The sequence below is a fragment of the Acinetobacter sp. UBA6571 genome (assembly GCF_002434085.1).
Taxonomy (GTDB): domain Bacteria; phylum Pseudomonadota; class Gammaproteobacteria; order Pseudomonadales; family Moraxellaceae; genus Acinetobacter; species Acinetobacter radioresistens.
In genome coordinates this window covers 57,311-80,733 of sequence record NZ_DJJJ01000030.1, presented here as the reverse complement: position 1 = coordinate 80,733, position 23,423 = coordinate 57,311, and the positions used below count along the sequence as shown (strand labels likewise).

Annotated in this window: 23 protein-coding genes and 1 pseudogene; 21 read left to right on the top strand and 3 right to left on the bottom strand. The window is 43.6% G+C overall.

Annotation, left to right across the window (positions count from 1 at the left end; genetic code table 11):
• Nucleotide 1 precedes the first annotated feature (1 nt).
• The 7 genes from B3X18_RS04855 to B3X18_RS04825 all read left to right on the top strand — a co-directional run bounded on the left by B3X18_RS04855 (nucleotide 2) and on the right by B3X18_RS04825 (nucleotide 5,146).
• Nucleotides 2–253 (top strand): MoaD/ThiS family protein, encoded by a 252-nt coding sequence (locus B3X18_RS04855; protein WP_005025944.1) that lies wholly within the window; start codon nucleotides 2–4, stop codon nucleotides 251–253.
• 1 nt (nucleotide 254) lies between these two features.
• Nucleotides 255–710 carry a molybdenum cofactor biosynthesis protein MoaE gene (locus B3X18_RS04850; protein WP_005025941.1) on the top strand — a complete coding sequence of 152 codons (456 nt, stop codon included), beginning with the start codon at nucleotides 255–257 and terminating at the stop codon, nucleotides 708–710.
• A gap of 148 nt (nucleotides 711–858) precedes the next feature.
• Nucleotides 859–1,782, top strand: coding sequence for a bifunctional molybdenum cofactor biosynthesis protein MoaC/MoaB (gene moaCB / locus B3X18_RS04845; protein WP_005407381.1), 924 nt, complete (start codon nucleotides 859–861; stop codon nucleotides 1,780–1,782).
• Entirely contained in the window at nucleotides 1,779–3,020 is a 1,242-nt protein-coding gene (locus B3X18_RS04840) for a molybdopterin molybdotransferase MoeA (RefSeq protein ID WP_005025937.1), read from the top strand. Before moaCB ends, B3X18_RS04840 begins: the two co-directional genes overlap by 4 nt.
• Nucleotides 3,021–3,034: 14 nt before the next feature.
• Nucleotides 3,035–3,796 carry a molybdate ABC transporter substrate-binding protein gene (modA, locus tag B3X18_RS04835; RefSeq protein WP_005025935.1) on the top strand — a complete coding sequence of 254 codons (762 nt, stop codon included), beginning with the start codon at nucleotides 3,035–3,037 and terminating at the stop codon, nucleotides 3,794–3,796.
• Nucleotides 3,797–3,804: 8 nt separating this feature from the next.
• Nucleotides 3,805–4,488: a molybdate ABC transporter permease subunit gene (modB, locus tag B3X18_RS04830; RefSeq protein ID WP_005025933.1), complete on the top strand. Its 684-nt coding sequence runs from the start codon at nucleotides 3,805–3,807 to the stop codon at nucleotides 4,486–4,488.
• 1 nt (nucleotide 4,489) lies between these two features.
• Complete coding sequence (locus B3X18_RS04825) at nucleotides 4,490–5,146, top strand: ATP-binding cassette domain-containing protein (RefSeq protein WP_005025932.1); 657 nt, start codon at nucleotides 4,490–4,492, stop codon at nucleotides 5,144–5,146.
• A 52-nt stretch (nucleotides 5,147–5,198) separates the two neighbouring features.
• Here B3X18_RS04825 and B3X18_RS04820 read toward each other — a convergent pair whose 3' ends face one another.
• Complete coding sequence (locus tag B3X18_RS04820) at nucleotides 5,199–6,059, bottom strand: MBL fold metallo-hydrolase (RefSeq protein ID WP_005025930.1); 861 nt, start codon at nucleotides 6,057–6,059, stop codon at nucleotides 5,199–5,201.
• Nucleotides 6,060–6,282: 223 nt separating this feature from the next.
• A complete protein-coding gene (paaZ, locus tag B3X18_RS04815; RefSeq protein WP_005025929.1) occupies nucleotides 6,283–8,397 on the bottom strand; it encodes a phenylacetic acid degradation bifunctional protein PaaZ in 2,115 nt (704 codons plus the stop codon).
• Between the two features lie 261 nt (nucleotides 8,398–8,658).
• On the opposite strand from paaZ, the gene paaA reads away from it, so the two are divergent.
• The 9 genes and pseudogenes from paaA to B3X18_RS04770 all read left to right on the top strand — a co-directional run bounded on the left by paaA (nucleotide 8,659) and on the right by B3X18_RS04770 (nucleotide 16,199).
• A complete protein-coding gene (paaA, locus tag B3X18_RS04810) occupies nucleotides 8,659–9,603 on the top strand; it encodes a 1,2-phenylacetyl-CoA epoxidase subunit PaaA (protein WP_005025928.1) in 945 nt (314 codons plus the stop codon).
• Between the two features lie 42 nt (nucleotides 9,604–9,645).
• The gene (paaB, locus tag B3X18_RS04805) at nucleotides 9,646–9,936 is read left to right on the top strand and encodes a 1,2-phenylacetyl-CoA epoxidase subunit PaaB (RefSeq protein WP_005014243.1); all 291 of its coding nucleotides are present in this window, start codon (nucleotides 9,646–9,648) and stop codon (nucleotides 9,934–9,936) included.
• 12 nt (nucleotides 9,937–9,948) lie between these two features.
• Entirely contained in the window at nucleotides 9,949–10,704 is a 756-nt protein-coding gene (paaC, locus tag B3X18_RS04800; RefSeq protein ID WP_005407311.1) for a 1,2-phenylacetyl-CoA epoxidase subunit PaaC, read from the top strand.
• Between the two features lie 24 nt (nucleotides 10,705–10,728).
• Nucleotides 10,729–11,229, top strand: coding sequence for a 1,2-phenylacetyl-CoA epoxidase subunit PaaD (gene paaD, locus B3X18_RS04795; protein ID WP_005025924.1), 501 nt, complete (start codon nucleotides 10,729–10,731; stop codon nucleotides 11,227–11,229).
• 35 nt (nucleotides 11,230–11,264) lie between these two features.
• Nucleotides 11,265–12,320 (top strand): 1,2-phenylacetyl-CoA epoxidase subunit PaaE, encoded by a 1,056-nt coding sequence (paaE, locus tag B3X18_RS04790; protein WP_005014249.1) that lies wholly within the window; start codon nucleotides 11,265–11,267, stop codon nucleotides 12,318–12,320.
• 45 nt (nucleotides 12,321–12,365) lie between these two features.
• Nucleotides 12,366–13,157, top strand: a complete 792-nt coding sequence (gene paaG / locus B3X18_RS04785) for a 2-(1,2-epoxy-1,2-dihydrophenyl)acetyl-CoA isomerase PaaG (protein WP_005025922.1) — start codon at nucleotides 12,366–12,368, stop codon at nucleotides 13,155–13,157.
• A gap of 98 nt (nucleotides 13,158–13,255) precedes the next feature.
• Nucleotides 13,256–14,548, top strand: a complete 1,293-nt coding sequence (gene paaK, locus B3X18_RS04780; protein ID WP_005014254.1) for a phenylacetate--CoA ligase PaaK — start codon at nucleotides 13,256–13,258, stop codon at nucleotides 14,546–14,548.
• 61 nt (nucleotides 14,549–14,609) lie between these two features.
• A pseudogene (paaX, locus tag B3X18_RS04775) lies at nucleotides 14,610–15,548 on the top strand (phenylacetic acid degradation operon negative regulatory protein PaaX).
• Between the two features lie 36 nt (nucleotides 15,549–15,584).
• Nucleotides 15,585–16,199 carry a carbonic anhydrase gene (locus B3X18_RS04770; protein WP_005025919.1) on the top strand — a complete coding sequence of 205 codons (615 nt, stop codon included), beginning with the start codon at nucleotides 15,585–15,587 and terminating at the stop codon, nucleotides 16,197–16,199.
• A 21-nt stretch (nucleotides 16,200–16,220) separates the two neighbouring features.
• On the opposite strand, the gene B3X18_RS04765 is transcribed toward B3X18_RS04770, so the two are convergent.
• The gene (locus B3X18_RS04765) at nucleotides 16,221–17,102 is read right to left on the bottom strand and encodes a LysR family transcriptional regulator (protein ID WP_005014261.1); all 882 of its coding nucleotides are present in this window, start codon (nucleotides 17,100–17,102) and stop codon (nucleotides 16,221–16,223) included.
• A gap of 164 nt (nucleotides 17,103–17,266) precedes the next feature.
• Here B3X18_RS04765 and B3X18_RS04760 point away from each other — a divergent pair, with 164 nt between their 5' ends.
• The 5 genes from B3X18_RS04760 (at nucleotide 17,267) to B3X18_RS04740 (ending at nucleotide 23,422) form a co-directional block, all read left to right on the top strand.
• Complete coding sequence (locus B3X18_RS04760) at nucleotides 17,267–18,784, top strand: CoA-acylating methylmalonate-semialdehyde dehydrogenase (RefSeq protein ID WP_005025916.1); 1,518 nt, start codon at nucleotides 17,267–17,269, stop codon at nucleotides 18,782–18,784.
• 15 nt (nucleotides 18,785–18,799) lie between these two features.
• Nucleotides 18,800–19,690: a 3-hydroxyisobutyrate dehydrogenase gene (gene mmsB, locus B3X18_RS04755; protein WP_005025914.1), complete on the top strand. Its 891-nt coding sequence runs from the start codon at nucleotides 18,800–18,802 to the stop codon at nucleotides 19,688–19,690.
• Between the two features lie 77 nt (nucleotides 19,691–19,767).
• Nucleotides 19,768–21,426 carry an AMP-binding protein gene (locus B3X18_RS04750; RefSeq protein ID WP_005025911.1) on the top strand — a complete coding sequence of 553 codons (1,659 nt, stop codon included), beginning with the start codon at nucleotides 19,768–19,770 and terminating at the stop codon, nucleotides 21,424–21,426.
• 50 nt (nucleotides 21,427–21,476) lie between these two features.
• Nucleotides 21,477–22,604 (top strand): acyl-CoA dehydrogenase family protein, encoded by a 1,128-nt coding sequence (locus tag B3X18_RS04745; protein WP_005025909.1) that lies wholly within the window; start codon nucleotides 21,477–21,479, stop codon nucleotides 22,602–22,604.
• A gap of 44 nt (nucleotides 22,605–22,648) precedes the next feature.
• On the top strand, nucleotides 22,649–23,422 hold the full coding sequence (locus tag B3X18_RS04740) for an enoyl-CoA hydratase (protein WP_005025907.1): 774 nt from the start codon (nucleotides 22,649–22,651) through the stop codon (nucleotides 23,420–23,422).
• Nucleotide 23,423 lies beyond the last annotated feature (1 nt).

The window sequence follows — 23,423 nt, the reverse complement described above, 5'->3', positions numbered from 1 at the left end:
GATGTCACAGATCAAAATCAGGATTGAAGCCTTTGGTGCGGTAGAACGGCAGTTACCGCAAAATTTCGAAATTATCTGTAAATCTCAAAGTACAGTTTCTCAGGTCTTGGATCAGGTGGGACTTAACCATCCTGAAGCCCTTGCCATAATGGAACGCTGTGCCTGTGCAATTGGTGAAGATATTATTTCACGTCAGACTTCACTCATTACTGACAGCACGCTAGTACTACTTTCACCTGTAGCAGGAGGTTGAAATGGGCGAATACAAACAGTTTCTCCGGATTCAGGAGGCTGCTTTAAAGCTGGAATTTTTTGATCTGATTCAGTCTTTTCCTGAATGTGGTGGGATTGGAGTATTTATCGGTACGGTTCGGAATCACCATGAAGGCAAAGCAGTAAAAGCACTAAAATATACTGCCTATACACCCGTTGCAGAAAAAATGATTCGTCAGATTGAACAGGAAATTCAGCTTAAATACGGCGTATCTTATGTACGTGTAATACACCGGATTGGGACACTGGAGATTGGTGAAAAAGCCATTATTGCCATTGCTTATGCAGCACATCGCCGGGAAGCCTTCGCAGCCTGTGAAGAAGCTGTAGAACGGGTCAAACATGAGGTACCTGTCTGGAAAGAAGAGTTCTATATAGATGGCAGTAGTCAATATGTTGAGGGTTGCTGTATCCGTAAAGATGAAAACAGACCTTAGCCATGCACATCATCCAGAATATTCAGCCGAAAAGCATCAGCATTGCCGTCACACCAAAGAGAACACTCCATTGATTTATCAATGGCCGCTATAAGCTACAACTGAAAATACGCTCGTTTAAAGAAAGAATGAACCACAGGAATAGGCAATGAAAAATGTCGGGATGAAGCCAGAAAGTTACCGTACTGCAGTGGCCACAGGAATTCTGCGTGCTCCGCCACATTGCATTGAATTATTACGCAATGGTAATACTGAAAAAGGTGATGCTCTCAAGACGGCTCGCATTGCGGGAATTCTGGCAGCTAAACGTACCGATGAGCTCATTCCACTATGTCATCCATTACCCATTTACCGGGCTGACGTAGAATATAAACTGTTTGATACGCATGTTGAAATTATTGCGATAGTTGAAACCATAGGCCCAACGGGTGTGGAAATGGAAGCTTTAACGGCAGTTAGTCTGACCGGTTTAACACTGTATGATATGTTGAAGCCTCATTGTGAACCAGAAGATTTATCACTGGATCAATGCAAGTTACAAAAGAAAAAAGGGGGGAAATCACATTTTACCCGCGTTTTAAAAAACAGCTTGCCTGCTTCTATCATTGTATTGTCAGACACGGTTGCTGCCGGTAAAAAGCCGGATACAGCAGGGCAAAATGTCCTGGAAATATTACAAGAAGCTAATTTCGCAAATATTGCCTATCAGATCATTCCGGACAATCCTGAACAGTTACTAGCACTAGTTGAACAACAGAAAAATGATTATCCACTCATTTTAACGGTAGGCGGGACAGGACTTGGCCCTAAAGATTTAACTGTTGAAACCATACAGCCTTTGTTAAGGCGGGAAATACCCGGCTTGATGGAAGCTTCACGCAATTTTGGTCAGAAACGTACGCCCTATGCTGCTTTAAGTCGTGGTGTCGCTGGTTATATCGAGAATAGTCTGGTCATGACTTTGCCAGGCAGCCGTCAAGGTGCCAAAGAATCTTTGATTGCGGTTTTACCCGCTTTGATCCATCTGTTTGATGTGCAAAAAAATATTCCACATCAGGAAGGATATCAATGAATACTATCAGCTCAAGGTGTGGTGCTGAATATGGCCTGATCAGTGTAGATCAGGCATTGGATCGCATTTTGCAACATGTGCAGCCCTTAGATACTGAGAAACTTGAATTACAGAACGCCTTAAATCGCTATCTGGCTGAAAATATCTATTCTTCAATCAATTTACCCTTATTTTCACAAAGTGCAGTCGATGGATATGCCATCTGTGCCAAAAAAGCGATTGAACCGGAAAGTGAATTCCAGCTCATCGGTGAAATTCGGGCCGGTCAGCAGGTCGAAGTACAACTCCAGGCAGGGCAGGCAGTCCGAATTTTTACTGGGGCCAAAATTCCATCTGGAACTACTACAGTGGCGCGTCAGGAAATAGTTGAGCTAATCAATTCATCCAGAATTAAAATCATCGAAAACCTAAAAGCTAATATTGATATCCGGGATGTAGGCGAAGAAATTGTAGCAGGGCAATTATTGGCAAATGAAGGTCAGCAATTGTCTGTCGGAGTAATTGCTTCCTTAAGCATGGCAGGGATCAATACCGTTGAAGTCTTGCAATATCCTAAAGTTGCCATAGTTATTTCAGGAGATGAAGTTGCTGAAAGTGTAGAGGACTTTGCAGCAGGAAAAATTTTTGATGCCAATGGACCCTTGATTAAAGCATGGTTTCAGCAGGCAGGGCAGCAAGTAGAAATCTTTCATATTACCGATACCAAAGAGGCTGTACAGGCACTCATCCAGCAATTATCGTCAAGTTATGACCTGATTTTAACCACTGGGGGCGTATCGGTGGGAGATTATGATTTTATTCGTCCCGTTGCTTTAGAGTCAGGTTTTGAACAGATTTTCTGGAAAGTAAAACAGAAGCCGGGTAAACCCATATTCTTTGCGTACTTACAGCGTAATGACAAGTCCGATTGTTATCTGCTAGGGCTACCGGGCAATCCTGCAGCGGTTTATGTAGGTATGCAAGTCTATACTTCCACCTTATTAAACGTTTTACAAGGTCAAAAAAATCAGCCGAGCTGGTTTAATGCGGTACTGAGCCATGATCTAAAAATGGATGCCAGAGAACGTTTTTTAAGAATGTACGCAAGCTTTGATGATTCGGTTTTAACAGTTAAGAGTTTGTCCAGGCAGCAATCACATATGTTGAGTAATTTAATGCAGGCTAATTGTCTGGTACGGGTTCCGGCAGAACGAAGCCTGAGTCAAGGTGATATGGTTCAGGGCTTATTTATTCAGTAATAAGGAAAATGCACATGAAAAAAATCCTGTTTTCTTATATGTGCCTGACACTGACATTTTCCTCTACACAGGCCGGTACGGTTAAGATCTATGCAGCGGCCAGCCTGAACAATGCCATGACTGAAATCGCTAAAATTTATCAGGCTCAATATCCACAAACTAAAATTGTCACAGTATTTGGTGGCTCTTCAACTTTGGCTAAACAGATTGAAGCCGGAGCCAGTAGTGATCTATTTTTTTCAGCAGATCAGGAGTGGATGGCTTATCTGGTCAGAAAAAATAAAATTCATGCGGATCAAGTGAGGCCTTTATTGGGTAATCAGCTAGTTATGATTAGCCCCAAATACCTACATATTCCATTCAAGCCGCAGCCGGACTTTAAAATAGCTAAAGTTTTTAATGGATATTTGTGTACAGCACAGATGGAGACTGTTCCCGCAGGCAAATACGCTAAACAGGCCTTGACCAGATTACGCTGGCTGAATGATTTGAAAGGACGCATTGTAGGTACAGATGATGTACGTTCTACGCTGACCTTTGTAGAACGGGGAGAATGTAAACTGGGAATCGTGTACAAGACAGATGCTTTGATCAGTCAAAAGGTAAAAATTCTGGGAGTCTTTCCTGAGCATTTGCATAATCCTGTTATTTATCCGCTTGCCTTGACCAAGGCAGGAAGTAACAGCCCTGAAGCGGTACGATTCCAAAAGTTTATTGTAGAGTCAATACAGTCAAAAACTATATTTCATCACTACGGCTTTTCGCTTAAACCTTAAGGATAATCATGTTCGGACCAGAAGAGCTGAGTGCACTTTATTTATCAGCCAAAGTTGGCCTGTTTGCAACGCTGGTCTGTTTACCGTTTGCTATTGCATTGGCCTGGTACTTGGCTCGTTATGAATTTCGTCTAAAATTTATGGTTGAGGCCTTATTACAGCTTCCAATGGTCTTGCCGCCTGTCGTATTAGGTTATCTGTTACTTATACTATTTGGTCAGCAAGGGCTAATCGGTCAGTACTTGCATATTCTTGGACTGGAACTGGCCTTTAACTGGAAAGGTGCTGTGCTGGCTTCAATGGTAGTGGCATTTCCATTAATGGTACAGCCAATCCGCCTGTCTTTTCAGTTAATGAACCGGCAGTTAGAACATGTAGCAGGTACACTTGGTGCTACACCTGTTCAGGTCTTTTACAGTATTAGTCTACCTTTGGCCTTACCCGGCATGATCATTGGCAGTATTTTATGTTTTAGCCGGAGTCTCGGAGAGTTTGGCGCGACAATTACTTTTGTAGGCAATATTCCTGGTGAGACCCGTACTATGCCTATTGCTATATATTCTTTTTTACAGCAGCCCAATGGTGAAGAAATGGCTTTACGGCTAGTGATGTTATCTCTGGTACTGGCTTTTTCAGCCCTCATCGCCAATTACTTCATTTTACAGAAATATCAGAAAAAACTGGAGGGGTGATATGCTCAAATGCAAATTTCACTATCAACAGTCAGGGTTCAGATTAGATGTAAACCTGACCATGCAACAGCAGGTATTGGGGATTGTGGGAGCATCAGGAAGCGGGAAAACAACATTCTTAAAAAACATTATAGGTTTATTATCTCCGGTAGAAGGCCAGATTGTCTTTAAAGAAACTACTTTGCTCGATACAGTAGAGAATGTGAACCTTCCTACTCATCAGAGACATATTGCTCTGATATTTCAACATGCCTTATTATTTCCCCATATGAATGTATTACAAAATCTGCATTACGCGAAAAAATTCTCAAAAACAGTCCATCAAAAAATTAGCCTTGAACATATAGTTGACTTACTTGAATTAAAAAAATTACTCCAGCGTAAATCTCACCAACTTTCGGGCGGTGAAGCACAGCGGGTATCAATAGGTCGGGCTCTGCTTTCATCTCCAGACTTGCTGCTTCTTGATGAACCTCTAAGCGGCTTAGATCAGCAATTAAAACAGCAGGTTTTACCCTTTCTTAAACAATTGCAAAGCCATATTGAACTCCCAATGATCTATGTTACTCATCATCCGGCAGAACTGGATTTTTTAGAGGCAGATACCATAATGCTACAGCAGTACAAACCGAACTGTTCCATGTTAACCGGCCCATAAGCAGATATTTTTTCAGGTATTTAAAATTATTATAAAATTTACTCGAAGCGAGCTATTTGAAGAAGGACGCAGGTAACTCTGCCGAACGGCCACTCAGGCGTTCAAAATCATGACTATCATGCGAGCAAAATATATCAATTTCATGTGCATGGTGCTGATGAAGCTGGCGTAAACGGGCCTGATTAGAGAGACGCGCTTTACGGTCTTTTTCCAGCATGGTCTGGTAAAAACGCAGGCCAGGGGTACAGCATGGGCTGACGGGATCTATTTCCTTATGATAAAAATAGGCATCAGCAGCATTAAGTAGCCATTTATCTCCAGCCTGAATGGCAATGCCGGCATGACCATGTGTATGACCTGAAAGAGGAACAAATAAAATCTCAGGTGGTAACCCATCCAAATCTCTTACTGAATTAAAACCATACCAGCCTTCTCCTGCATCAGGGTTATATACTTTCCATTTCTCGCGATAAGACCACTGCTGTGGACGAAAACGCTGCCGGTCCAGCCAGGTCTTTTGCGAAAGGGCATAATCCCGTTCTGTTTGCATCATATGAACAGTAGCATGGGGAAAATCATCCAGTCCGCCAGCGTGGTCAAAATCCAGATGCGATAAAATGATATGTCTTACATCACGCGGGTCATAGCCTAAACGTTCAATCTGCCGGATTGCTGTCATTTCTTCACGCCACTCTGGACTGACCAGAAAACGGAAAAACCAGCCAAGGCGGGTACGTGGAGAAGCAATGTCACGTAATCCAAAACCAGTATCAACCAGTACCAGACTATCAGCTGTTTCAATCAGCACACAGGTACAGGTTAAACGCCCCCGCAACTTGGCATAAGAAAAGCCATCCATCAAGGCACCACCTAAAGGACAGGTTGAAATACTGTTCAGGAAATGGATACGCATCAGATCATCTCTTTATCAGCTTATATGTTTCACTTCTAACATGGTATAGAGTGAAGTACAGTATCCTAATTTTATGTTTTGTTATAAGTAAATGATTTAGGTAAATTATGACTATTTTTACTTATTATATCAAATAGTTATTTTTTTTAGGTTTATTCTATAAATAGCTATATTTCAGGATAAAAGCCCTTCAGCAGACTTTTATCCCGAACTTTACCTGCATTTATGCAGCGCGTTCGACCAGCGTCAGAATGTCATAGGTTGCTACCAGTTCATTACGCTGGTTTTTAACCTTGATATCCCAGACAACCACACCATGTGATTTCTGGTCTGGCTCACGTTGAGGTTTTGGCGTTTTTTGCTTACAGGTTAATTCAACCTGAATAGTATCATCTATTTTTACCGGCTCAACAAAACGCAGGTTATCCATACCATAATTGGCAATAACCGGTCCTGGTGCTGCCTCTACAAACAGGCCCGCTGCGGCAGATACAACAAAATACCCATGAGCCACGCGTTCACCAAATAATGAATCTGCCGCGGCAATCTTGTCCATATGGGCATAGAAGTGGTCACCACTCAAGTAGGCAAAATTTACGATATCCGCTTCGGTAACTGTCCGACGTGCTGTAAGCAGGCGTTCACCAATTTGCAGCTCGTCAAAGCTTTTCTTAAATGGATGTACGCGATCTTCAAACACCCTTGAACCTGCTGTCCAGCTATGTCCAATCTGTGTCATGACGTCAGGTGAACCCTGAATGGCTGTACGCTGCATATAATGTTTTACTGCTCGCAGGCCTCCGAGCTCTTCTCCACCACCTGCACGGCCTGGCCCACCATGAACCAGATGCGGTAAGGGTGAGCCGTGACCGGTACTCTCTTTTGCATTTTCTGTATCCAGAATATGAATACGACCATGCCACGGCGCAATTTTTGCGATCAGACTTTCAATATTTTGCTCTGTATTGCGAACAATTGAAGCAACGAGACTACCTTCACCACGGGCAACCAGCTCAGTCAGCTCAGTTTGGTTTTGATAAGGCATCAAAGTTACAACCGGACCAAAAGCCTCAATCTCGTGCACATATCTTGCAGTGACCGGATTTGAACAGCACAGTAAGGTAGGCGGATAAAATGCACCTTTTTCAGGAGAGTCTGAGTGAAACTGAAAATTCTGATCATTATGTCCACCAAAGACAATCTTTGCTTCTTGGCTCAGCAGTTCGACTTTTTCAGCGACATCATATTTTTGTTTGAGACTGGCAAGCGCACCCATCGTCACATTTTCATGTTCTGGATCACCGACTACAACTTTTTCCAGTCGGGCCAGCAGTTTTTGTTGCACTGTATCCAGCAGGAAAGCCGGCACGAAAGCCCGACGAATGGCAGTACATTTCTGCCCGGCTTTTGAGGTCATCTCCCGATAAACCTCACGGACGAACAGTTCAATAGTTTCTTCGCTGGCTCCTTCGGTTAAAATGGCACTGTTTACTGAGTCTGCTTCCATGCTGAACGGAATCGAGTAGCGGTTAAGATGAGGGTGGGCGCGTAATTTCTGTCCGGTTGTTGCAGAGCCAGTGAAAGTTACGATATCTTGTGGACCTAATTGTTCCAGCAGATCATAAGTTTGACCACATATTAACTGTAAAGTGCCTTCAGGCAGAAAACCGCTGGCATAAATAGCCTGAACCACAGCATGTGTAAGTTCTGCGCCTTCTGTCGCAGGTTTAACAATACAAGGGACACCGGCAAGCAGCGCTGGTGCAATTTTCTCTAGCATCCCCCAAACCGGAAAATTAAAGGCATTAATATGTACGGCAACACCAGCCTTAGGAGTAAGGAGATGCTTTGCTCCAAAGGTGCCCTGTTTGGAAAGTGGAATCCAGTTATCTTCAATCAATACTATTTCATCACTGAGTTCACGGCGTACCAGACTGGAGTAGGCAAACAGTGTACCTATACCACCTTCAATATCGACCCAGGCATCCTTACGGGTACAGCCGGTTGCTTTCGCCAGTTCATAATAGGCCTCCTTACGTTCCAGCAAATATTGTGCTACCTGCTTGAGCGCATGTGCGCGCTGATGAAAACTCCATGTCGCAATAAGTGAACCTTGAGTTTTGGCATAGTTAACCACTGTCTGCATATCAATACCATAACTGCTGACCTGATAAACAGCTTCACCAGTAATGGCGTGATAGACAGTACGTAAATCCTGCTGGGCAATATATTCCTGTCCACAGACAAGCGAGCTTAAGGTTTTTACCGGTCTTCTTGGATTGCCTGCTTGGGTATGATCATTTTCCGTATAAGGTGTACCTGTTTCCAGTTCGAGCATTACAAACTCCCTTTTATGATACTTATTTAAATAAATTTTAATTATCCTGTCATATAATTTGATTTCTAAAAATGAAATTGTCAATTAAAATTGAGTCAAAAGAGAAGTAACAAAAACTAGTTAAATTAAAAATTGTATAAAAATCAATTTATTAAAAGTTATAAATAAATTATTTTAAATGATACCTAAAAATTTATATTGATTTAAATTTAGTATCGCTTTAATTTTAAATTATAGCCACTTGGGATAAGTGAGGAAATAATGAAAAATCATGCTGAAGATTTTGAACAAGCCATACAACAAGATATTACCATTGAGCCAAAGGACTGGATGCCAGAAGCGTACCGAACAACGCTCATTCGCCAGATTGGACAGCATGGCCATTCGGAAATTATAGGTATGCTGCCGGAAGGAAACTGGATTACCCGAGCACCCACCCTGAAACGTAAAGCAGTACTGCTGGCAAAAGTTCAGGACGAAGCAGGTCATGGGTTGTATTTATATAGTGCCGCCGAAACACTCGGTGCTGACCGGGACGATATGATGGACAAGCTTATTGCGGGACGCATGAAGTATTCATCTATTTTTAACTATCCAACTTTAAGCTGGGCAGATGTCGCCGCAATTGGCTGGCTGGTCGACGGCGCCGCGATCGTTAATCAGGTAGCCTTGTGCCGTACATCTTACGGGCCATATGCACGGGCAATGGTACGAATTTGCAAGGAAGAAAGTTTCCATCAGCGGCAGGGGTTTGAAGCCATGATGCAGCTTGCAAATGGTACACCTGAACAGAAACAGATGGCACAGGATGCGGTCAACCGTTACTGGTGGCCAGCACTGATGATGTTTGGCCCAAATGATGATAATTCCCCTAACAGTGCACAGAGTATGGCCTGGAAAATTAAACGCTTCAGTAACGACGAGCTGCGCCAGAAATTTGTCGATAACACTGTACCGCAAGTACTACAACTTGGCCTGACTGTACCTGATGAGAAACTGCATTTTAATGAAGAAACTGGCCACTACGAATTTGGCGAGATTAACTGGGATGAATTTTTTGCTGTGATTGCCGGGAAAGGCCCATGTAACCAGGAACGCATTGATGCCCGCCGTAAAGCATGGGAAGGCGGAAAATGGGTCCGTGAATCTGCTGCTGTATATGCCCAAAAACAGCAGGCACAGCAACAATCTAAAAAGGTTGCCTGAAATCTGGTTTTAGCTATTCAATAAAAACAGGAACAAAACGACATGGAACATAAAAATAACTGGTCATTATATGAAGTCTTCATACGAAGCAAGCAGGGTTTAAGCCACCGCCATGTAGGTAGTCTGCGTGCACCTGATGCTGAAATTGCCTTGCAAAATGCCCGTGATGTTTATACCCGCCGTAATGAAGGTATCAGCATTTGGGTGGTGAAGTCAGAACTGATTACTTCTTCGCAGCCAGATGAGAAACCGGAATTTTTCGATCCCTCTCTGGACAAGGTGTACCGCCATCCAACTTTTTACCATATACCAGATGGCATCGAGCATATGTAAGGAAGGTATTGTATGAATCATCCACTTTTAGCACAGTTTCTTTTACATATTGGCGATAGCCAGCTGATTTTATCGCACCGGCTCTCTGAATGGTGTGGTCATGCACCTGAACTGGAAATTGATATTGCCTTAGCCAATATTGGCCTGGACCTGTTGGGCCAGGCACGGACTGCCTTAAGTCTGGCTGGTGAACTCGAAGGGCTAGGCCGTGATGAAGACAAACTGGCTTATTTTCGTACTGAACGTGAATACCGTAACCTGCTGCTGTGTGAACAGCCAAATGGTGATTTTGCCCAGACGATTGTCCGCCAGTGGCTGATGGATCATTATCATGTACTCCTTTTTACGGCTCTAGCGAAAAGTTCTCAAGCTGAGCTGGCAGCTTTCGCAGCAAAATCATTAAAAGAAGTGAAGTATCACCTGCGGTTTTCTACTGCCTGGATGGAACGCTTGAGTCTGGGAACAGATGAGGCACATGAAAAAACCCAGACAGGATTAAATCAGCTATGGCGCTTTAGCGATGAACTATTTGTTTTAAATGCTGATGAACAGATACTGGTTGAACAACAGGTTCTCATGGACCTTGAACCATTAAAAGCTGAATGGCTTGAACAGACGACTGCTGAAATTGAACGTTTTAAGCTGACTCTTCCGGAAACCGGTGCTTACCGTAGTGGTGGCAGACAGGGTCTACATACTGAACATCTGGGTTATGTACTGGCTGAAATGCAGTATTTGCAGCGTTCATATCCAAATATGAACTGGTAAGCAGGGAACACAGGAGTAACGGGTATGGAGCTAATTAAACACTGTCTGGATGAATGCTGGGAAACTCTGAAACAGGTGGCTGATCCTGAAATTCCGGTTCTTTCAGTCGTTGACCTAGGTATGATCCGTGGAGTGGAACTAAATGAAGAAGATCAAATTATCGTTCGTTTAACTCCAACCTATAGCGGCTGTCCGGCTACAGATCTGCTTAAGGCAGAAATTACCCAGGCATTTACTGTTCAGGGTTTGGTTCCGGTACAGGTAGTAGTGGATCTGTCCGAAGTCTGGACTACTGACTGGATGAGTGAAAGCGGTAAACAGAAATTACAGCAATATGGTATTGCTCCGCCACAGGGTGAAGCACATAGCTGTGGTACCCATGTTGCTCTGTCCGATGGAATTGAGTGCCCACGCTGTCATAGCCAGCATACTAAACTGTTAAGTGAATTCAGTTCTACTGCCTGTAAAGCACTGTACCGATGCCAGCAATGCCTGGAACCTTTTGACTATTTTAAATGTATTTAAATAACCGAATGGTCAAAATAAAGAAGGATTTTTATATGAACCAATTTATTCCGCTAAAAATTAAATCAGTCAGCCCACAAACTGAACAGGCGATCTGTATTGCTTTTGAAATTGCACCTGAACAGCAACAGCAATTTCAATATCAGCCAGGTCAGCATCTGACTATCCGGCATATGAGTGAAACCGGTGAAATCCGTCGCTGCTATTCAATCTGTAGCGATACTCAGGAAGACATGAGTATCGCAATCAAAAAGATTGAACAGGGGCAATTTTCAAACTGGGCCAATAACCGCTTAAAAGCCGGTGATGTGCTGGAGGTCATGCCACCCCAAGGTGTTTTTTTTCAGAAGGCTGCAAAAACTGGCGGAAAAAATTATCTGGCATTCGCAGCAGGTAGCGGTATTACACCTATTCTTTCTATTGTTAAATCAGTCTTGTACCAGCAGGAAAATGCAAATCTTACTTTAATTTATGGTAACCGTTCATGGAAACAAACCATGTTTTCAGAACAGATTATGGACTTAAAAGATCGCTTTAAAGAACGTTTTCAGCTTATCAATATCTTTTCACGGGAAATGAACGACAGCCAGCTGCTTAATGGTCATATCGATACTGAAAAACTGCAACAGCTTTATAGTGCCGGTTTGATTAATCAGGACATTGACCACTGTTTTGCCTGTGGACCGCAGGCCATGATGGATGCCGTCGAGCAGACATTACCGCAGTTCGGTATTGAGCACAGTAAAATTCATACCGAGCGTTTTAATACCGGCACCACAAAAGTAACAACGAGAGAAATTGAAGGCCGTAATGAAGAAAAAGTTCAGATTATTCTGGATGGACGTGAGCTGGTGGTAGAGGTTTCCAGACAGGATGACAGTATTCTGGATGCTGCACTGCGCGCCGGAGCCGATTTACCCTATGCTTGCAAGGGCGGAGTCTGTGCCACCTGTAAGTGCAAGATAATAGCAGGTAAGGTTGATATGGCTGTTAATTATAGTCTGGAAGAGGATGAAATCGCTCAAGGTTATGTCCTGAGCTGTCAGGCACGACCGGTAACAGCCAATGTACGCTTAAGTTTCGATGAATAATTAATCTATTTTAAAATAAAAATCAGGTTCAAAGGGAAATACTGAATGGACTACCAGACAATTCTTGTTGAAGAAAAAAATACTGTGGGCTATTTAAAGTTTAATCGTCCAGAGCAGCTCAACAGTTTTAATGAAGTTATGCATAAGGAAGTTGCTCAGGTCCTCAACAAATGGGCTGTGCAGCCCGATATTCGTGCTGTAGTTATTTCAGCACAAGGTCGAGGTTTTTGTGCCGGGCAGGACCTGAATGACCGGGTAGTCGATCCTGATTCAGCAGTACCAGACCTGGGCCTTTCAATTGAAAAATACTATAACCCGCTCATTAAACTGATTACCGAGATGCCAAAACCGGTTATTTGTGCGGTTAATGGTGTTGCGGCTGGAGCAGGGGCCAATATTGCATTGGCTTGTGATCTGGTTCTGGCAGCGAAGTCAGCCTCATTTATCCAGGTTTTCTGCCGTTTGGGGCTGGTTCCAGACTCTGGAGGCACCTGGTTCTTGCCGCGGCTGGTTGGTCGGGCACAAGCCATGGGACTGGCATTACTGGGAGATAAGATCCTGGCTGAGCAGGCATTACAGCTCGGTATGATCTGGCGGGTAGTTGAAGATGAGCAGTTACAGGTTGAAGCTGAGAAAATGGCTGAACATCTGGCCAAGCAACCAACTTATGGATTGGCATTAATTAAAAAAGCAATCCATGCTGCTGCGCATAATACTCTGGATGAGCAGTTACTTCTTGAACGTGACTTACAGCGTCTGGCAGGCCGTTCAGAGGATTACCGTGAAGGTGTACAGGCCTTTATGCAAAAACGTACACCTGAATACAAAGGCTGCTAGAACAGGCAGGGCTACACAATTCTTAAAGAATATGGATGAAAAGAGCATCGTCTTTTCAGAATCATACAGGCAGGATGACTGTACATGGAGTATAGAATATGAATAACAATACGATGGAATATATTGAAACGGTTTCAACCGATGAGCTGCGCAAGGTACAACTGGAACGCATAAAGAAAACTTTGGTGCATGCCTATCAGAATAGTCCGGTTTACCGGAAAAAATTTGATGATGCAGGCGTGCATCCCGAGGACTTTCAGCATCTGGAAGATCTGGCAAAATTTCCTTTTACCACTAAACAGGATCTGCGTGATCATTATCCGTTCGGCATGTTTGCCGTGCCTCAGGAAAAAATTGTAAGGGTACATGCATCCTCAGGTACAACCGGACAGCCAACGGTAGTAGGTTATACGCAAAATGATATTCATACCTGGGCTGATCTGGTTGCCCGCTCGCTAAGAGCTGCTGGCTTAAGTAATCAGGATATTATTCAGGTCTCGTATGGTTATGGGCTATTTACAGGAGGTCTGGGTGCACACTATGGAGTGGAACGTCTGGGAGCAACCGTTATTCCCATGTCGGGCGGACAGACAGAGCGTCAGGCACAACTGATTCATGACTTTAAACCAACTGCATTAATGGTTACGCCGTCTTACTGCCTCAATATTATCGAATGTCTGGAAAAGAAATTTAATACTGCAAAAAATACCTCAATTAAAACTGGAATTTTTGGTGCAGAGCCATGGACTAATGAGATGCGCCGTGAAATTGAAGAACGTCTGAATATTGATGCTCTAGATATCTATGGACTTTCTGAAGTTATGGGTCCCGGCGTAGCAATGGAATGTCTAGAAAGTAAAGATGGCCCCACCATTTGGGAAGACCATTTTTATCCGGAAATTATTGACCCTGAAACTGGTGAAGTATTGCCAGATGGTGAGCTGGGAGAACTGGTATTTACCACAATTACCAAAGAAGGTATGCCGGTTATCCGTTACCGTACCCGGGATTTGACGCGTCTATTACCCGGAACTGTACGACCAATGCGCCGTATGGACAAAATCGTCGGTCGTAGCGATGATATGATGATTATCCGAGGAGTCAATGTTTTTCCATCACAGATTGAAGAGCAGATTCTGCATATCCCGCAGCTCATTCCCAATTACCAGATTCATATCTGTAAACATGGACATTTAGATAGCCTGCACATACGTGCAGAAATGCGTAAAGAAATTAATGATATGATGGCACATCAACTATCCCAGCAGCTTATCAGTCAGATTAAAATAATGGTGGGTATTACGGTGAGTGTAGAGATAGTGACTGAAGGCACCCTCCCGCGTTCAGAAGGTAAGGCTCAACGGGTGTTTGACATACGGCAATCGGCATAAATTGGTCTAGGTGGTTTATCCTGTGATAAATCACTTCGTTTCAAAGGTGAATTTAAACGTGATGAACCCAAAACTCAAACAAGTCATCGATGATTTTATCAGTAATGAGCCTTTGAGCGGCACTTCGCTCATTATGACTGTATTTGGTGACTGTATTTTCCATCGTGGTGGAATCATCAGTCTCGCCAGCCTGATTCAGCTGATGGATGTATTCGGATTCAATGAACGTTCGGTACGTACAGCCGTTTTCCGGCTGGCACAAAACGGCTGGCTGATTTCTGAAAAAATAGGCAGAACCAGTTATTATCGCGTTACAGAAAGCAGTCGCCAGCGCTTTGTGAATGCTGACCAGAAAATTTATAATCTGAGCCATAAAGAATGGGACCAGAAATGGGACCTGGTGCTACTCAGTTCAGTTGAGCTTGAAAACAAGATTATTTTAAAAAAAGAACTGGAATGGCTCGGTTTCGCCAATATTGCTACCAATGTTATGGCATATCCGGGTTGTGATCATCTTAAACTGCAAAGTCTGCTACTTAACCTAAAAATGAGTGATCAGGTGGTTCTTTTCAATGCGGAGGCTCTGTAACTCTTGCAAGAGTCTTATCCAACTGTAAAACGTATGGTCGAGACTAACTGGCCGGTGCAGGAATTACATCAGCGTTATGAAAAGTTTATTGGTGATTTTAGAGAAGTCCTGAATCTGATTGAAAGTATAGATGACCTGGACCCAATACAAGCCTTCCAGATCCGTATTTTACTGATTCATCAGTACCGCCGTATTTTACTTAAAGATCCAAATCTGCCTTTTGAATTACTGCCTTCTAACTGGCTTTCACTAACTGCCCGCAATCTTAGCAGTAATGTATATCAAATGGTTTTTCATCCGGCAGAAGATTTTTTTCTGGAGCTGGCCAGAACTGCAGAAGGCTCTATGCCACCAGCACATCCACAGTTTTACAAACGTTTTGGCGGTTTAAAACAGGAAGTTACCATATAGCTTTAGGTAAATAGAATAAATTAAAAGGAAGTAAAAATGCCATGTTATGAGATTGATGGAGTTATTCCGGTAGTAAGCCCCGGAGCCTATATTCACCCAACAGCCGTATTGATTGGTGATGTTATCATTGAAGAGGGAGTATATATTGGTCCATTTGCCAGTCTGCGGGCAGATTTTGGCCGTATACATGTTCGGAAAAATGCGAATATTCAGGACTCATGTACTGTGCATGGCTTCCCGGCCAGTATCACTTTAATTGAAGAGTATGGACATATCGGTCATGGCGCCATTTTACATGGCTGTAAAATTCGTAAAAATGTTCTGGTAGGTATGAATAGCGTCATACTGGATGACGCAGAAATTGGTGAAAATACTATTATTGGTGCCAATAGCACGGTCAAGGCAAAAGCAGTCATTCCTGAAAATGTGCTGGCTTTGGGTAGCCCGGCTAAGGTTATTAGAGTATTAGAAGCCCAAGAAATTGAATGGAAGCGAAAAGGAACTGAAGAGTATATACGTTTGGCTGAGCGTAGCCGGCTTACTTTAAAAGAAGTACAACCTCTGGCTCATGAATATTCTGAACGCAAGACCTATCATGACTTTGAGTCAGAGCATGTCATTAAAGCCGCACTGGATAAAGCTCAGATTTAGTCAATATTTTAGTTAAAAAGTTTAATCCATAAGTAGATGCTGGTATTTGTCAGCCTGTGTTCTTAAAAAATCCCATACCAGCTTGATGCGTGGCTCATGCTGTAAATCTACCAGTGTCAGCATCCAGAAAGTATGAATAAAACGGACTTCTTTGTGCAGTACCTGTTCAAGTTCTGGTTGTTCATCTGCCAAGAATTTGGGCAAAATTGCCAGACCTGCTCCGGCACTAACAGCGATTTGCTGAGCTAAAATACTGCTACTCCTGAAGCTGGCACTCAGTTGTAGGGGCAAACGTTCCAGACAGTACAGTTCAGGACTATATATCAGGTCATCGATATAGTTCACAAAACGATGCTGTTTTAAATCTTCAAGCTGATGGATAGGTGAACTGGCCGCCAGATAATCTTTGCTGCCATATATTTTTAAACAGTAATCACTAAGACGGGTAATGATATAAGGCCCGGATTTTGGACGGTCAATCGAAATGACAATATCGGCTTCACGGTGAGAAAGCTTGATCATTTTAGGTACAGGGATTAAATCAATGGTAAGCAGAGGATACTGTTTGGATAATTCTGCCAGTAATTTTGCTAAAAATGCAGTACCAAAGCCTTCTGGTGTGCCAATTCGCACACGACCTTGTAAAGGCTGATGAGGCTTTTCTATCTGTAAAAATGCCTGTTCCATCTGTTCCACTCGCGGAACCAGAGCCAGCCCTTCAAGCGTCAATTCATAACCCGTGGCTTCCCGTTTAAATAACGGCGTCCCTAATGCCAGCTCCAGTGCCTGAATCCGTCTAGATACCGTACTATGTTCTACTCCAATAATACGTGCTGTATTGGTGAGGGTTTTGGCTCGTGCCAATACCAGAAAAAACTGTAGATGATCCCAATCCACTTTCATTTTTATTTTATCCCTTGTGCATATTTGCACAGTAATCGTGCGCGAATTTGTATTGGTAGTCAAAACCTTCTTTGTTAGTCTCAAGTGAAACCGAAAAGATGAAAATACGGCTTTAGGATATTTTCTGATTACAGCACAACAAGAATATCGCCCATGGAGAGGCTATGAACACAATGACAAATATTCAGACCACAACAGCCAAATTATTAATTAATGGGCAGTTTGTAGAATCTACTACTTCAGAATGGCAGGATATTATTAATCCGGCCACACAAGAAGTTGTGGGTCGTGTGCCGATGGCGACGCCAGATGAAGTAGAAGCTGCAATTAATGCTGCACAAGACGCTTTTAAAAGCTGGCGTTTAACCCCGATCCAGGCACGTATGCGTATTATGCTCAAGCTGCAAGATTTAATCCGTGACAACATGAAAGAGATTGCCCATGTGCTGACTACTGAGCAGGGTAAAACCCTGGCAGATGCTGAGGGCGATATTCAGCGTGGTCTGGAAGTAGTCGAACATGCCTGTTCAATTGGCACATTACAAATGGGGGAATATGCCGAAGGGGTAGCACGCGGGGTAGATACTTATACCTTACAACAACCGCTAGGAGTCTGTGCCGGTATTACACCTTTTAACTTTCCAGCCATGATTCCCCTCTGGATGTTCCCGATGGCGATTGTATGTGGTAATACATTTGTTCTCAAGCCATCTGAGCAGGACCCGTTATCTACCATGATGCTGGTTGAGCTTGCGGTTCAGGCCGGTATTCCGGCAGGCGTCTTAAATGTTGTGCATGGTGGCAAAGACGTAGTCGACCGTTTGTGTACACATCAATATATCAAGGCAGTTTCTTTCGTAGGGTCAACCGCTGTTGGAACTCATGTCTATAACCTTGCCGGTCAGCATGGTAAGCGTGTTCAGTCGATGATGGGTGCGAAAAATCATGTCGCTGTCATGCCCGATGCCAATAAAGAGCAAACTCTTAATGCTTTAGTCGGCGCCGCATTTGGAGCTGCCGGGCAACGTTGTATGGCATTGTCTGTAGCTGTTATGGTAGGTGAAAGTAAGAACTGGATTCATGATCTGGTAGAAAAAGCCAAAATGCTGAGTGTAAATGCCGGTCATGAGCCAAATACAGATATTGGACCAGTGATTTCAAAACGTGCTAAAGCCCGAGTGGTAGAGCTAATTAATAGCGGTGTAGAAGAGGGCGCCGAACTTTTACTAGATGGCCGTGATGTTGAGGTTAAAGGCTACGAAAATGGCAACTTTGTTGGCGCTACGATTTTCAACCATGTCAGCACAGACATGCGTATTTATAAAGAAGAAATCTTTGGGCCTGTGCTTTCGATTATCTGTGTGGATTCTCTTGAAGAAGCAATCGAACTGATCAATGCCAATCCATTTGGTAATGGCGTTGGTTTGTTTACCCAAAGTGGTGCAACAGCACGTACTTTCCAGAACATGATTGATATTGGCCAGGTTGGTATCAATATTCCGATTCCAGTACCAGTACCGTTCTTCAGTTTTACAGGCTCACGTGGCTCAAAACTTGGAGATCTCGGGCCTTATGGGAAACAGGCTGTCCAGTTCTATACACAGACGAAGACCATTACCAGCCGCTGGTTTGAAGATACGCAGGAAGCAGGCGAAGTAAACACAACCATCAGCTTACGCTAATTCAGGAGTTCAAGGATGAATATTGCTTTTATTGGTCTGGGAAATATGGGCGGGAAAATGGCCCAGAATCTCCTCAAAGCAGGTTTAAATGTCTACGGTTTTGATTTAAGTGAAACTGCAGTTACCTACTTTACAGAGGCTGGAGGGATTGCTTGTGACAGCCCTCAGGCCGCGGCGCGAACGGCAGATGTCGTTATTACCATGTTACCTGCGGCAAAGCATGTAAAGGATGTATATCTGGGGGAAAATGGCGTTTTGGCAGTACTTAAGGCGGGTAGTTTATGTATCGACAGTAGCACTATTGACCCACAAACAATTAAAGATATTGCAGCAAGTGCAGCAGAAAGAGAGATTACTATCTGTGATGCACCAGTTTCTGGTGGAACCATAGGTGCACAGGCAGGAACATTGACCTTTATGGTCGGCACAGATGAGGCTACTTTTATACGGGTTAAAACGGTGTTAACTCCGATGGGCAAAAACATGGTGCACTGTGGTGATGTAGGTGCAGGACAAATTGCTAAAATCTGTAATAACCTGATTTTAGGCATATCTATGGCCGCCGTCGCTGAAGGTATGGCACTTGGAGTCAAGCTAGGGATTGATCCACAGGCACTTGCTGGTGTTATTAACAGCTCAAGTGGCCGCTGCTGGAGCTCTGAGGTCTGCAACCCTTGGCCAGATATCTGTGAAAATGCGCCAGCTTCCAAAGGCTATAAGGATGGTTTTGCCACACAATTAATGCTGAAAGATCTTGGTCTGGCGGTTGAAGCAGCGGGGCAGGTCAAACAGCCCGTAGTATTGGGTGGACTGGTACAGCAGCTTTATCAACAGCTATGCATGCAGGGTAATGCCAACCTCGATTTTTCAAGTATTATTCAGCAGTATCTTCCAAAACAAGCATAATCATTTAGCCAGTGGATGGCATAAAATCAAAACACCCGTGTCATGAATAACAATAAAACCAGACTGAGGTAACAATCATGTTGGATTATCACGATGCAGTAAAAGAATTTGATTTAAATACGGTGGTAAGAAATCTGTTAGCAGGGTCACCAGAACAACTTAATGCATGCCATGAATGTTGTGATCGCCATGCTGATGTAGATAGCGACCAGATTGCGTTGTACTGGCAGGGCAAGGATGGGAGAAAGGAACAGTATACGTTTGGCCAGTTAAAGCAATGGTCAAGTCAGTTTGCTAATTTTTTAAAATCTCAAGGGGTAAAGCCCGGTGACCGGGTATCCGGTTTATTACCCCGAACGCCTGAATTACTGGCAACCATTTTAGGCGCTTGGCGTATTGGCGCAGTATATCAGCCCCTGTTTACGGCTTTTGGACCTAAAGCTATAGAACATCGCTTACAGCTGGCAAAAAGCAAACTGGTCATTACCGATATTGGCAACCGCAGTAAGCTCGAAGAAGTCGAACAGTGTCCGAAAATTGTGACCGTGGCAGACCGGGAGGGCAATGTACCACAGGGTGATCTAAACTTCTGGAATATGGTTAATGCGCAATCTGACCAATGTGAAATGGTTATGCAAACCGTTCAGGACCCGTTCTTGCTCATGTTTACTTCCGGCACAACTGGTCCTGCAAAACCACTGGAAGTACCATTGAAAGCCTTAATCGCTTTTGGCAACTATATGAAGGATGCTATTGGACTGAAAACTGAAGATGCCTTCTGGAATATTGCCGATCCGGGCTGGGCGTATGGTTTGTACTATGGAATAACCGGACCATTACTTTTAGGTCATGCCACCTTGTTTTATGAAGGGGGCTTCAGTATCGAAAGTTTATGCCAGATTGTAAATGATTATCAAATTACCAATTTGGCAGGCGCACCTACCGCTTACCGTATGATGATGGCTGCTGACCCTGCACAGATGGGCCAGCTTAAAGGAAAGTTTCGTGTGGTTAGCAGTGCAGGTGAACCCTTAAATCCAGAAGTATTTCGCTGGTTCAGACAGGTTCTGGATGCACCAATTTTTGACCATTATGGCCAGACCGAGGTAGGTATGGTGGTATGTAACCACCATGGACTAAATCATGAGATCCGTGCAGGTGCAGCCGGCTTCGCAAGCCCGGGTTACCGTATTGCTGTCGTAGATGAGCAGGGAAATGAACTTCCTGCAGGTACTCCAGGTATTTTGGCAGTAGACATTAACCAGTCTCCCATGATGTGGTTTGGTGGTTATAAAGAGAGCCGTAAAACTCCTTTCGTAAAGCATTATTACCTTACAGGTGACACTGCCGAACTCCATGAAAATGGCAGTATGAGTTTTGTAGGCAGAAGTGATGATGTCATTACAACTTCGGGTTACCGTATTGGACCTTTCGATGTAGAAAGTGCACTTCTCGAGCATGATGCCGTAATTGAAGCAGCTGTGGTTGGAGTACCTGACCCGGAGCGCACTGAAATTGTAAAAGCTTTTGTCGTTCTGGCAGAAGGCAGAGCTCCCTCAGATGAGCTGTCAGAGCAGCTTGGACAATTTGTAAAAAAACGTCTATCCGCCCATGCTTACCCAAGACAGGTTGAATTCGTGACCGAACTCCCTAAAACGCCAAGCGGAAAGATACAGCGCTTTTTACTACGTAATCAGGAAATCGCAAAACAGCAGGCAAACAGCAAGGCTGTCTGATGAGGCAATACCTCATTCATAAAGAGGATAACTTACTCAAGGATCATGAGATGCAATTTACGGAAGAACAGTTATTAATTCAGGATATGGCAAGAAGTTTTGCGCAGGAACAAATCAAGCCCAAAGCAGCCGAGTGGGATAAACATAGTACTTTTCCTAAAGAAGTCTTATCGCAAATGGGCAAGCTGGGTCTTATGGGTATGCTTATTCCAGAGCAGTGGGGTGGTTCAGACACCGGGAATCTGGCCTATGTGTTGGCCCTTGAAGAAATTGCGGCTGCAGATGGTGCGACCTCGACCATTATGAGTGTCCATAATTCTGTTGGTTGTGTACCTATAGCTAAATTTGGCACAGCCGAGCAAAAACAGAAATATCTGATGCCATTGGCTCAAGGTGAGATGATTGGCGCATTTGCACTGACTGAACCTCATACCGGTTCAGATGCAGCTGCTATCAGAACCCGTGCGGTAAAAAATGGAGATGACTGGATTATTAATGGTGCCAAGCAGTTCATTACTTCTGGAAATAATGCAGGAGTTATTATTGTGTTTGCCATAACTGATCCGGAAGCAGGTAAAAAAGGAATCAGTGCATTTATTGTGCCTCGTGAAACACAAGGCTATGAAGTCGTTCGTACCGAGGAAAAGCTTGGCTTACATGCTTCAGATACCTGCCAGATTGCCTTAACTGATGTACGTGTACCTAATACTTTAATGTTGGGACAACAAGGCGAAGGGCTGAAAATTGCACTTTCCAATCTGGAGGGTGGCCGTATTGGAATTGCCGCACAAGCTGTTGGACTGGCACGTGCTGCAATTGAAGAAGCGACCCGTTATGCTAAAGAACGCATTACCTTTGGCCAGCCTATTTTTGAACATCAGGCTATTGCATTTCGTTTAGCCAGTATGGCGACAGAAATTGAAGCAGCCCGTCAACTGGTTCATCATGCAGCCCGTCTTAAAGAAGCAGGTAAACCCTGTCTGAATGAAGCGTCTATGGCGAAATTATTTTCTTCGGAAATGGCAGAGCGGGTATGTTCGTCAGCTTTACAAATTTTTGGCGGCTATGGCTATTTAAAAGACTTTCCTATTGAGCGGATTTATCGTGATGCTCGTATTTGTCAGATCTATGAAGGTACAAGCGATATTCAGCGTCTGGTGATTGCGCGTAGCCTATAAGGTTCTAACAGTTTGGAAGGATTATAAAAATATAAGGATGAAGTATGCAGTTTGAAACAATCTTACTAGAAAAACGTAACGGGGTAGGTCTCATTACCTTGAACCGGCCTAAGGCCTTGAATGCATTAAATTCCGAGTTGATCAGTGAAATAAACCTGGCACTTGATGATCTGGAAAAAGATCAGGAAATTGGCTGCATGGTTTTGGCAGGTTCAGAAAAAGCTTTTGCTGCGGGCGCAGATATCAAGGAAATGGCTGAGCTTGCCTTTCCCGGAATTTATCTTGATGATTTTTTCAACCTTGCCGACCGAATTGCACAGCGCCGTAAACCTTTAATTGCAGCAGTAAGCGGTTATGCGTTAGGGGGCGGCTGTGAATTAGCATTAATGTGCGATTTTATTTACTGTGCAGATAATGCCAAGTTTGGCTTGCCAGAATTAACTTTAGGTGTGATACCGGGTATAGGGGGCACACAACGCCTGACACTTGCAGTAGGTAAAGCCAAAGCAATGGAAATGTGCCTGACCGCACGCCAGATGGAGGCTGTTGAAGCAGAGCAGTGCGGTCTGGTTGCCCGCATTTTCAGTAAAGAGCAACTGCTAGAACAGACCATGCAGGCAGCTGAAAAAATTGCATCCAAATCTTTAACTGCAAGCATGATGATTAAAGAGTCGATTAATCGTGCCTTTGAAGTAAATCTAGCTGAAGGTTTACGCTTTGAACGCCGTGCTTTTCATTCTGTATTTGCAACGCTAGATCAGAAAGAGGGTATGCAGGCATTTATTGAAAAGCGCCAAGCTCACTTTAAAAATCAATAGG